The sequence below is a fragment of the Flavobacterium rakeshii genome (assembly GCF_009741375.1).
GTDB lineage: Bacteria > Bacteroidota > Bacteroidia > Flavobacteriales > Flavobacteriaceae > Flavobacterium > Flavobacterium rakeshii.
On record NZ_WOWP01000022.1, the window covers coordinates 37,397 to 49,566 of the forward strand.

At 38.0% G+C, this 12,170-nt stretch carries 9 protein-coding genes; 8 read left to right on the plus strand and 1 reads right to left on the minus strand.

All coding sequences use genetic code 11. The annotated features are described in order from the left end of the window. Positions 1–139 precede the first annotated feature (139 nt). The 7 genes from topA (at position 140) to GN157_RS07355 (ending at position 9,736) form a co-directional block, all read left to right on the plus strand. Positions 140–2,644, plus strand: coding sequence for a type I DNA topoisomerase (gene topA / locus GN157_RS07325; protein ID WP_157482567.1), 2,505 nt, complete (start codon positions 140–142; stop codon positions 2,642–2,644). Between the two features lie 3 nt (positions 2,645–2,647). Then, positions 2,648–3,799, plus strand: coding sequence for a formimidoylglutamase (locus GN157_RS07330; protein WP_157482569.1), 1,152 nt, complete (start codon positions 2,648–2,650; stop codon positions 3,797–3,799). Between the two features lie 163 nt (positions 3,800–3,962). Next, on the plus strand, positions 3,963–5,342 hold the full coding sequence (porK, locus tag GN157_RS07335; RefSeq protein WP_157482572.1) for a T9SS ring complex lipoprotein PorK/GldK: 1,380 nt from the start codon (positions 3,963–3,965) through the stop codon (positions 5,340–5,342). Positions 5,343–5,407: 65 nt separating this feature from the next. Then, a complete protein-coding gene (gene porL, locus GN157_RS07340; RefSeq protein WP_197429415.1) occupies positions 5,408–6,040 on the plus strand; it encodes a type IX secretion system motor protein PorL/GldL in 633 nt (210 codons plus the stop codon). Between the two features lie 60 nt (positions 6,041–6,100). Further along, positions 6,101–7,654 carry a type IX secretion system motor protein PorM/GldM gene (gene porM, locus GN157_RS07345; protein ID WP_157482574.1) on the plus strand — a complete coding sequence of 518 codons (1,554 nt, stop codon included), beginning with the start codon at positions 6,101–6,103 and terminating at the stop codon, positions 7,652–7,654. Positions 7,655–7,698: 44 nt separating this feature from the next. Further along, positions 7,699–8,625: a type IX secretion system ring subunit PorN/GldN gene (gene porN / locus GN157_RS07350; RefSeq protein ID WP_157482576.1), complete on the plus strand. Its 927-nt coding sequence runs from the start codon at positions 7,699–7,701 to the stop codon at positions 8,623–8,625. 70 nt (positions 8,626–8,695) lie between these two features. After that, on the plus strand, positions 8,696–9,736 hold the full coding sequence (locus GN157_RS07355; RefSeq protein WP_157482578.1) for an NAD(P)/FAD-dependent oxidoreductase: 1,041 nt from the start codon (positions 8,696–8,698) through the stop codon (positions 9,734–9,736). Here GN157_RS07355 and GN157_RS07360 read toward each other — a convergent pair. After that, positions 9,726–10,118, minus strand: coding sequence for a DUF983 domain-containing protein (locus GN157_RS07360; protein ID WP_157482580.1), 393 nt, complete (start codon positions 10,116–10,118; stop codon positions 9,726–9,728). The two genes, GN157_RS07355 and GN157_RS07360, sit on opposite strands and share 11 nt — an antisense overlap. A 51-nt stretch (positions 10,119–10,169) precedes the next feature. Between GN157_RS07360 and GN157_RS07365 the strand changes: the two genes are divergently transcribed. After that, positions 10,170–12,080, plus strand: coding sequence for an ABC-F family ATP-binding cassette domain-containing protein (locus GN157_RS07365; protein ID WP_157482582.1), 1,911 nt, complete (start codon positions 10,170–10,172; stop codon positions 12,078–12,080). Positions 12,081–12,170 lie beyond the last annotated feature (90 nt).

Below are 12,170 nucleotides of genomic sequence, written 5' to 3' on the forward strand. Positions count from 1 at the left end.
TGGGTATATATATAATAAGGTGTAGTGTGGTATAAAGTGGTGTTTTAGCATTTATTTGTGATAAAAAAGTATGAATTTGAAATGTCCAAAATTTAATATTTAAAAAAATCCTATACTTTTGCGACAAAGGAAAGCAAATATGGCAAAGAATTTAGTGATCGTTGAGTCGCCTGCAAAGGCAAAAACCATTGAGAAGTTTTTAGGTAAAGATTACCAGGTGGAGTCCAGCTATGGGCATATAGCCGATTTACCCTCAAAGGAGATAGGGGTAGATATAGAAAACGGCTTTAAACCAAAATACCAGGTGTCTTCAGATAAAAAGGCTTTGGTTAAAAAACTTAAAGATCTGTCTAAATCAGCCGAGACAGTTTGGTTAGCGAGTGATGAGGACCGTGAGGGGGAGGCTATAGCGTGGCACCTAGCCGAAGAGCTTAAGCTGGATAAGAGTAAAACCAAGCGTATTGTTTTTCATGAAATTACTAAAACCGCAATCCAGAAAGCAATTGAAAACCCAAGAACTATAGATTACAACCTTGTAAATGCACAGCAGGCAAGAAGGGTATTGGATAGATTAGTGGGGTATGAGCTTTCGCCTGTATTATGGAAAAAAGTAAAAAGCGGACTTTCTGCCGGTCGTGTACAGTCGGTTTCTGTACGTTTAATTGTAGAAAGAGAACGCGATATACAAAACTTCAATGCTGAGGCTTCTTACTCAATTACTGCCGAGTTTGTAAATGAGGCAGGTAAAAGCTTTAAGGCAAGGCTTCCGAAAAACTTTACCACAAAACAGGAAGCGCAGGATTTCCTGAATAAAAATATAGGGTCAGAGTATAAGGTAACCGATTTAGAAACCAAGCCGGGTAAAAAATCGCCGGCAGCTCCGTTTACCACATCTACATTACAACAGGAGGCGTCAAGAAAATTGTACTTCCCTGTTGGAGTAACCATGATGCTGGCACAGCGACTGTATGAAGCCGGACTTATAACCTACATGAGAACGGATAGTGTTAACCTTTCTCAGGAAGCAATGGCTGCTGCCGAAGCTGAGATTACAAAATCATACGGTAAGGAATACAGCAGACCGCGTAACTATGCTACAAAAAGTAAAGGTGCACAGGAGGCTCACGAGGCTATCCGTCCTACAGATATGACCCGTCATACGGTAAATATTGACAGGGATCAGGCAAGGCTTTACGATTTGATTTGGAAAAGAACAGTGGCTTCTCAAATGAGTGACGCTAAATTAGAGCGTACCAATGTTAAGATAGAAGCTAACAATCATAAAGAAATTTTTGCAGCATCGGGAGAGGTGCTGTTGTTTGAAGGTTTCCTTAAAGTATATCTTGAAGGAAGTGATGATGAGGATGTGGAACAGGAAGGTATGCTGCCTGCATTAAAAGTAAACGAGAAGCTGCGTAATAATTATATTACAGCGACCGAGCGTTTTTCAAGACCGCCGGCACGTTATACTGAGGCGGCACTGGTTAAAAAACTGGAAGAGCTTGGTATAGGTCGTCCGTCTACTTATGCTCCTACAATTTCTACTATTATAAGCAGAAATTATGTGGAGAAAGGAAGTTTTGAAGGGCAGGAAAGAAAATATGCTCAGCTAACCTTAAAAGCCGGAGCGGTTTCAGAACAGCAATTAAAAGAAAACGTAGGTTCAGATAAAGGAAAACTGGTGCCTACAGATATAGGTATGATTGTGAATGATTTCCTTGTAAATCATTTTGAAACTATACTGGATTATAACTTTACCGCTAAGGTAGAGCAGGATTTTGATGAGATAGCATCGGGTAATGAAGACTGGACAAAAATGATGAATGATTTTTACAGTCATTTTCATCCTAATGTAATTGATGTTGAAAAAAATGCCGACAGGGAATCTGGTGAGCGTATTTTAGGTACAGACCCGGAGAGCGGAAAACCGGTAAGTGTTCGTTTAGGTAAATTTGGACCAATGGCTCAAATTGGTGATGCTGAAGATGAAGAGAAACGATTTGCCAGCCTGTTGCCTGAACAAAACATAGGTAGTATTACCCTTGATGAGGCTCTTGGACTATTTATGTTGCCAAAAACATTGGGGACTTATAAAGGAGAAGAGGTTGAGGTGAACAACGGTCGTTTTGGTCCGTATGTTCGTTTTGGTAAAACATTCATCTCACTTCCTAAGGGAATGGATCCGCTTGATGTGAATTTTGAGGTGGCATCTAAACTTATTGCGGAGAAAGAACAGGCCGATGCACCAATTGGTGTTTATCAAAACGAGCCGGTACAAAAAGGAGTGGGGCGTTTTGGTCCGTTTATCAAATGGAACGGAATGTTTATCAATGTGAATAAAAAATATGACTTTGATAATCTTTCACAGTCGGATATAGTGACCCTTATTGAAGATAAGCTTCAAAAAGACAGGGATAAGCTTATCCATAACTGGGAAGATGAAGGTATAAGGGTTGAAAAAGCCCGTTGGGGACGTTCGGTTATCCTTAAAGGTAAAACCAAAATCGAACTAACCAAAGATGTAGATGCTGAAAAGCTAACGCTGGATCAGGTGAAAACCTTGATTGAGGAGAAAGCTCCGGCAAAAAAAACTACTAAGAAAGCAACCGCTAAAAAAACAACTGCAAAAACAAAAAAGAAATAAAGTATGGTGTTTGATTTTTTAGAACCTGTAGATGAAAGCTTACTGGGGTTTATAAGTGAACTTCCTGAGCAGTCTCTGGGGAGGAGGGTCAGTATACATACATCTGATGTTTTTCCTGATTTAGATAAGGCAGCTATTGCTATTATAGGTGTTTTAGAAAACAGAGGCTCCCTAGGGCAGGATGAACGTGTTAATCTTGAACATGTAAGAAAGGAGTTTTACAGCTTGTTTCCTGGTAACTGGCATGCAAATATTATTGATCTTGGTGATGTTGTGAGTGGTAATACTCCGGAAGATACTTACTATGTAGTAAAGACACTGGTTGAGGAGCTTATTAAGCAAAAAGTGGTGCCGTTAGTGCTGGGAGGTTCGCAGGATATTACCTATGCAATGTATAGAGGTTATGACAGGCTTGAGCAAATGGTTAACCTGGTTTCTATAGATAGTAAGTTTGATTTTGGTAGTGAAGGGGAAGGTCTTACTGCTAACTCATATTTAACTAAGATAATCGTAGAAGAACCGAATAATCTTTTTAATTTTAGCAACGTAGGCTATCAAACGTACTATAATTCTCAGGAAGAGATCGATTTGATTGAGAAATTGTATTTTGATGCTTACCGTTTAGGTGAAATAAGTAATAATTCGACGATTGCTGAACCTGTTTTTAGGGATGCAGACATCGTTTCGGTCGATATGACGGCTGTAAAATCCAGTGATTCCGGTAATTATGTTAAATTTATCCCAAATGGCTTTGATGGCAAAGAAATTTGTATTTTAGCGCGGTATGCAGGGATAAGTGATAAGGTTACTTCGTTTGGAGTATTCAATCACAATAATTCCGGGCAGGAGTCCGTTTTAATAGCTCAGGTGTTGTGGTATTTTATAGAAGGCTTTCATTACAGGTCTAATGAATATCCTTTTGGAAGTAAAGAGCACTACCTTAAATACATTGTTCCTCTGGAAGACGAGGAACTGGTTTTTTATAAGAGCGACAGGACTGACAGATGGTGGATAGAGATACCATATGTGTCTCATGTTAATAATAAATTAACAAGAAATACGTTGTTACCTTGTACACATGAAGATTACAAGGGTGCGTGTGGGAGTGAGATACCTGAAAGATGGTGGAAGGCTCAGCGAAAAAACATTATTTGATGATAATGTTATAAAAAGAGCATAGTTTTATTTAGATTTTCTTAAAGTTACCATTAGATTACTTTTTGTTTAGGTTTTTTTAGGAAAAAAATTGTTTTTTTGAAAATAAATAAATAGGTTTACGCCCTTAAAAAATAGAATTACATTAATAACCCAATTTTATATGAAGAAGTTCATTGCATTAACAGCAACTTTAACATTTTTAATTAGCTGTGGTTCTAGCGACCGCGGAGAGCTTGTAGGTGTTAAAGGTAAAAAGTGGAGGCCTGAAAAGCCTTATGGTATGACTTTGGTTCCTGGAGGTGCTTACATTATGGGTAAATCGGACGACGATTTGGCTAATGTACAGGATGCTCCAACTAAGACTGTAACTGTTCGTTCGTTTTACATGGATGAAACAGAGATTACCAATAGTGAATACCGTCAGTTTGTAGAATGGGTTAAAGATTCTACTATCAGGACAAGATTGGCTATCCAGGCAGATGAGATGGGTCAGGCTCCAGGTGGTGGTGGTATTGGTGAGTATGCATTCTTAGATCAGGCGGAAGAAGAAAAGTCTCCTTATGATCAATACATGTATGATAATTATTACAGTTTAGGTACTGATGATGATTTTTATGCGGGCAGAAAGCTGAATCACAAAGTGAAACTTATGGATGATCCTCAAAAATATCCGGATGAAGATTATGTGATAGTGATGGATTCATTGTATTTACCTGCTTCAGAGTCTTACAATGGTTTAAGAACGTTTGATGTTTCTAAGCTTGTGTTTGCTTATTCATGGATGGATATTCAGGCTGCGGCAAAAGATAAGTCTAAGAATACAAGAAACAAAAGAAGTAAGTATCTGATTAAGGAGAAAGTAGATGTTTATCCAGATACAACGGCTTGGATTAAAGACTTTGCTTATTCTTACAATGAGCCAATGCATAATGATTATTTCTGGCATCAGGCTTATGGTGAGTATCCTGTGGTAGGTGTAAGATGGGATCAGGCAAAAGCATTTTGTGCTTGGAGAACACTTTATAAAAACGCTTATCAAAAAGATAAAGGAAGACAGCACGTTAACTCGTTCCGTTTACCTACTGAGGCAGAGTGGGAGTATGCTGCAAGAGGTGGTATGGAGTCGGCTGCATTCCCTTGGGGTGGCCCTTATGCTAAAGGTGATAGAGGGTGTTTCTTGGCAAACTTTAAGCCTAACAGAGGTGACTATGCTGCAGACGGTGCACTATACACTGTAGAAGCTAAGTCATACGATCCAAATGATTACAATCTTTACAACATGGCGGGTAACGTTTCTGAGTGGACAGACTCTTCATATGATGCTTCATCTTATGAGTATGTGTCTACAATGAACCCTAACGTTACAGATCACCAAAATAAGCGTAAAGTAATTCGTGGAGGATCGTGGAAGGATGTAGCTTACTACCTTCAGGTGAGTACGAGAGATTATGAGTATGCAGATTCTGCAAGAAGCTTTATTGGTTTCAGAACAGTTCAGGATTACATGGGTACTCAAAATACACGTAACACACTTAACTAATAACCAATTTTAATAACTTGAATATTTAATTGATTAACTTAACTAAAAACTAAAAATTATTTATTATGGCACTACCTAAAAGAGTTATGAATTTCGCCTACGGTATGGGGGCAGCAGTAGTAATCATCGGAGCATTATTTAAGCTTATGCACTGGCCAGGTGCAAGTCCAATGCTTATTATTGGTCTGAGTGTTGAGGCATTCATTTTCGGTCTTTCTGCTTTTGATCCAGTTGAGAAAGAATTAGACTGGTCTCTTGTTTATCCTGAATTAGCTGGTGGAGAACCAACTAAAAAAGGTCAGAAAAAAGAAGATCCAAAAGAGGCTCAGGGATTATTATCTCAAAAATTAGATAACCTGTTAAAAGACGCTAAAATTGACGGTGAGTTAATGGCTAGCTTAGGTAACAGTATCAAAAACTTCGAATCTGCAGCTAAAGGAATTTCTCCTACAGTAGACTCTATCGCTTCTCAAAAGAAATACAGCGAAGAGATGTCTACAGCGGCAGCTCAAATGGAATCTCTAAACAGCCTTTACAAAGTACAGTTAGAAAGTGCTTCTCGTAATGCTGAGGCTAACAAAGAGATTGCTGAGAACGCTTCTCAATTAAAGCAACAAATGCAGCAAATGACTCAAAACATTGCTTCATTAAACAATGTTTATGGCGGAATGCTTTCTGCTATGGGTAACAGAGGCTAATTGACTGATTAGTTTTATTTAAATATTTTTTAACCAAAAAACAAAAAAACTAATTAGGAAATGGCAGGAGGAAAATTAACCCCTAGGCAGAAGATGATTAACCTGATGTATCTGGTTTTCATCGCTATGATGGCTCTTAATATGTCAAAAGAGGTTCTTACCGCTTTTGGTTTGATGAACGAGCAGTTCGAGACTTCAAACAGTGATACTACAGATAGTAACAAATTAATGTATGAAGCAATCGAACAGAAAGCTAGTGATTCGCCAGCTCAGTTTGGTGAAGCTAAAAAAATAGCAGATAAAGTTAAAAAAATATCAGCAGATTTTTATGCGTACATAGAGTCTTTGAAAACTGATATCACCAAAGATATTGAAAAAGAGGAAGGCAAGCTTCCTTATGAAGCAATGGATAAAGGTGATAAAATTGATGAACTTTGGTTTAGTGGTGATGGTTACTCTCAAAAGGGTAAAGAAATCATTGCTACTATCAATAAGTACAAGTCTGATATTAAGGCTGCTGTTGGTAACGACGTAAAATATAAAGGAATTCTTAGTGATGTTGATAAAAAATTCGACATTAGTGATGTTAAGGATAACGAAGGTGTTAAAAAGATGTATCTTGATTACCACTATAAAGGTTTCCCTGCAATTGCTTCTTTAACAAAACTTTCTGCAATGCAGAATAACGTTAAGGTGCTTGAGGCTAACGTTTACAACTTCGCTCTTGGTAAAGCTGCTCTTGAGGCTAACAATATGAAGAATTATAAAGCTATCGTTGTTACAGATAAATCAGCGTTCTTCTCTGGTGAGGCTGTGACAGGTAGAGTAGTACTTGGTCGTTATGACGAATCAACTGTGCCAACTGGTGTTAACGTTGAAGGTGGTAAAGTTGAAATGAAAAACGGTCAGGCTAATTTTGAAATCTCTGCAGGAGGTACAGGAGAGCACGACATTAAAGGTAAATTCCTATTCCTTGAGGATGGTAAAGAGGTTGAAATTCCAATCGAAGGTAACTACGTTGTAGTGCCAAGACCGAACTCAGCTACAATCTCTGCTGATAAAATGAATTCTGTTTATAGAGGTGTTTCAAACCCTATGACTATATCTTTTGCAGGTATTTCTGATAACAACGTGTCTGTTTCTGCTCAGGGTCTTTCTAAAGGAAGTAAGCCAGGTCAGTACAACTGGAGTGTTAACGGAGTACAGGGAACTACAGCTGTAGTTACCGTAACAGGTACTTTACCTGACGGTTCTAAAGTTGTTGACAAGAAAACATTTAACGTAAGAGATATTCCTCAGCCATCGGCTTCTGTAAGAGGTAAAACCGATTCAGCTAAAGGAAATAAAAATGACCTTTCTAACTCTACAATCAACGCGGTGTTTAAAGACTTCGTATTTGATGTAACAGCTACTGTTAAGAGTTTTGAGGTTTATGTTCCTGGTAATCCGGCTATCATTTGTCAGGGTAACAGATTTAATGCTCAGGCATTAAAAGCTATTTCCAGAGCAACAAGAGGAGATCAAATTACAATCAACAGAGTTCAGGTTGATGTACAAGGTGCTCCAGGCTACAAGGTGAAACCTTCTAGTCCTCTTGTTTGGGAAGTACAATAATATTTTCAAAAGAACGTTTTTCTTTTACAGCTTAAAATTAAAATATGAATAGTAGAAAAATTTTATTAGCGGCTCTTTTTATGTTAGGTGCTGGTTCAGCTTTTGCTCAATCTAACGTTCTTAACGCAAAAACACCGGATGAGATAGGAAAGAAGACCGAAGCCGAGATGGCTGCGGACAATGATAACCCACTTCCGTATGGATATGTTGGGGATAGGGATATCATGTTCTTCAAAAGGGTATGGGAGGTGATTGACCTTGATGAGAGAATTAATTTCCCTTTGTATTTTCCGGTTGAAGATAACCTAGGCGAAAATAGAAAGTCTCTATTCAATGTTTTAACGACTGCAATTAAAGACGGAGAATTAACTGAGGTTTATAGCGATTCTTATTTCAGGGATAAAATTACTCCTGAAAATATCGAACAGTTGTTTAGCCACAAAGAGTTAAATAGCTACGGTATTGAAACGATGAACCAGTATATGGGTAGTTCTGAAGACGAGCTGAAAGCTAAAGGTATCTTAACTGCAGAGCATTATGATACATCTGAAGTAAATGCTGGCGATGTTACTAAGTACATGATTGAAGGGTACTGGTATTTTGATAAGAGACAAGGTGAGTTAAAATACAGAATGATGGGTATTTGTCCTATGGCTGTTGATGCTCTTACTAAAATGAGAATAGGTGCTGATGCAGAACCAATTCAACTTTTCTGGGTTTACTTCCCTGCTGCAAGAGATATTCTGCACAGAGAAGATGCATTCAATCCAAGAAACTCTGCAATGCCAATTACTTTTGATCACCTGTTAAACTCAAGACGTTTTTCATCTAATATTATAAAAGTTGAAAACGAATATGGTGACAGACTTATTGAGGACTATTTAAAAGATAATTCACAAATGCAGCTTCTTGAAGCTGAGCGCCTAAAAGAGGTTATTCGTAACTTTGAGCAGGATATGTGGAATTACTAATAAGTAGTTGTCTTATATACAATATGAAAAACTCTTACTTTTTTAAGTAAGAGTTTTTTATTTTTACACCATGAAAGATTATATAATTGTAGGCGCCGGGCTGGCAGGTGTAAGTTTTGCTGAAACAGCTTTTTTGAATGATAAATCATTTACGGTTATTAGTGATGCTTCTCAAAACTCCAGTTATGTAGCTGCCGGATTATATAATCCTGTAATATTAAAACGCTTTAGTATGCCTCTTAATGCTAAAGAGCATATTGAATATATAAAGCCGTTTTACAGTACCATTGAGAATCGGATAGATGTAAAGTTTGATGTTCCTATTCCTATTTGCAGAAAGTTCGTTTCGGCCGAAGAACAAAATAACTGGTTTGAGGCGGCTGATAAGCCTGCTTTATCGCCTTTTTTGTTTACTTCGGTAATTCATACTAAGTATAACGGTATAGATTCTCCTTACGGCTTTGGAAAAGTATTGCATACCGGGTATCTGGATACCGGAGTTTATCTAAATGCTTATCAGGAATATCTTGAAAACAATCATCAGCTTATAAAGGAAACGTTTGATTATACTCAACTTAACGTTACTGCTGATTGTGTAGAATATAAAGGGATAAAAGCAAAGCATATTGTTTTTGCCGAGGGCTTTGGTTTGCATGATAATCCATACTTTACAGGATTGCCTTTGGATGGTACTAAGGGCGAGTTATTGGTAATAAGAGCTCCTGATCTTAAGCTTGATGTAGCGATAAATGCAAGTGTGTTTATTCTCCCGGTAGGTAATGATATTTATAAGGTTGGGGCTACTTACGAATGGTATGATAAAACACCTGTTCCTACCGAAGCAGGCAAACAAGAGCTTATAGAAAAAATAGAGGAGGTAATTTCATGCGACTACGAAATTCTTGAACATTTGGCAGGTATACGTCCTACTGTTAAAGACAGGAAACCGTTGGTTGGTACCCATGAGTTGTATAAAAGAGTACACCTTTTAAACGGGCTGGGTACACGTGGTGTAATGTTAGGACCGCCTATGGCTAAACTGCTTTTTGATTCTATTGAGAATGATATTCCTGTAGATAAAACAGTGAGTTTCCTTCGCTTTAAGCGCTAGTGTTGTTTTTCCAGTCTTTATCGTAGCTAATAAAGAAATTGATCCAAATGTTTCTTGATACACGCATGCTAACAGGCATTAGTGCTATAAGCGTAGTTACTATAGCGATAAAGGCTGTTTTAAGGCTGCTGTTAAAAAATACATAGCTAATTATAAAGGTCGCAACACTAAAGGCAACACCAACGGCATAGCTAACATACATCGCTCCGTAAAAAAAGGAAGGCTCTATTTTATAATGCAGTCCGCAGTGGCTGCAATTCTCATGCATTTTATATACCTTGCTCAAATTATAGGGATTTTTATCGATATACATGCTTTCTTCCTGACAACGAGGACATGTTCCTGTTAAAATGCTATATAGTTTGGATCCTTTTTTTAACATTTGCAAAAAATTTGGTTTTCACACAAATTTACAATTAAATAAAAACAGATAATGCTTAACATACATAATTTATCGGTTTCTTTTGGCGGAACTTATTTATTTGAAGAAGTAACCTTTAGACTGGGTGCCGGAGACAGGGTAGGACTTGTTGGTAAAAACGGTGCCGGTAAGTCTACCATGCTAAAAATCCTTTCGGGCGATATACCGCCAGATTCGGGTGTGATAGCTACTGAGAAAGAGGTTAAAATAGGTTTTCTGCGCCAGGATATCGATTTTGTGAGAGGAAGAACCGTGCTTGAAGAGGCATATCAGGCTTTTGAGGAGATTAAGAGAGCTGAGGCTAAGATTGAAGAAATCAATGAGCAGCTTACCACAAGAACGGATTATGAAAGTGAATCGTATTCTAAGCTGATAGAAGATTTAAGTGATCACACACACCACTACGAGATATTGGGAGGGTATAATTATGTGGGTGATACCGAGAAGATACTTTTAGGTCTTGGTTTTAAGCGCGAGGATTTTGATAAGCTAACCGATACCTTTTCGGGCGGATGGCGAATGAGGATTGAGCTGGCAAAGCTTCTGCTTCAGTATAATGATGTGTTGCTGCTGGATGAGCCTACCAACCACCTTGATATTGAGAGTATCATTTGGTTAGAGCAGTTTTTGCGTAACTATCCTGGAGTTGTAATTATCGTTTCGCACGATAAAATGTTCCTTGATAATGTAACAAACAGAACTATCGAAATATCACTTGGTAAGATATACGACTTTAATAAACCATATACGCAATACCTTACTCTAAGGGAGGAGATAAGGGAAAAGCAGCTTGCTACCCAAAAGAATCAGGAGAAGAAGATTGAGCAAACGGAGAAACTGATTGAAAAATTCAGGGCAAAAGCCTCTAAGGCTTCCATGGCGCAGTCGCTTATCAAGAAACTGGACAAAATAGACCGTATTGAGGTTGATGAGGATGATAATTCGGTTATGAATATTTCCTTCCCTGTTTCCGTTACTCCGGGTAGGGTTGTAGTTGAAGCCGAAAATGTGACTAAAAAATATGGAGAGAAAACCATATTAAGCGATATTGACCTGCTTATTGAGCGTGGAAGTAAAATTGCTTTTGTGGGACAAAACGGTCAGGGGAAATCTACACTGATAAAAGCTATTGTTGAGGAAATTGACTATACCGGTAATATAAAACTGGGGCATAACGTTCAGTTGGGGTATTTTGCCCAAAATCAGGCTGAATATCTTGATGGTGAGATTACACTTTTGGAAACCATGGAGAATGCCGCAACCGATACTAATAGATCTAAGGTTAGGGATATGCTTGGTGCATTCCTTTTTAGGGGAGATGATGTGGAGAAAAAGGTAAAGGTACTTTCGGGAGGAGAAAGAAACCGTTTGGCGCTTTGTAAAATGCTTTTACAGCCTATTAACGTGCTTGTTATGGATGAGCCTACCAATCACCTTGATATTAAGTCTAAAAACGTTTTAAAGGCAGCTTTAAAGAAATTTGAGGGGACTTTACTGCTTGTTTCTCACGACAGGGACTTCCTTCAGGGAATGGCTAATACCGTTTATGAGTTTAAAGACAGGAAAATAAGAGAATACCTGGGCGATATTAACTTTTATCTGGAACAGCGAAACCTTCAGAATATGAGAGAGGTGGAGAAAAAGGATGTTGTGGTAAAAGAGGCTCCTAAGGAGGTGAAACAGCAGGTTTCTTACGAGGATCAGAAAAAGAATAAAACCCTTCAAAACAGACTGAATAAAATTGAAGGGCAGATACAAAGTCTGGAAAGTGATATTCAGAAGGATGACAGGCGACTGGAAACCGATTATGAGAAACTGATGGCTGATGCTTCGTTTTTTTCGGCTTATGAGAAAAAGAAAAAAGACCTTGAAGGTTTAATGGAAGAATGGGAAACCGTTCAGGAAGAACTGGAGAGTTTATGAGTCGTCCTAAAATAGGTTGACAATTTTTACAATAAAATTTATATTAACCAGTCAGTATTTGCTGACTGGTTTTTTCATGTATAAAATTAG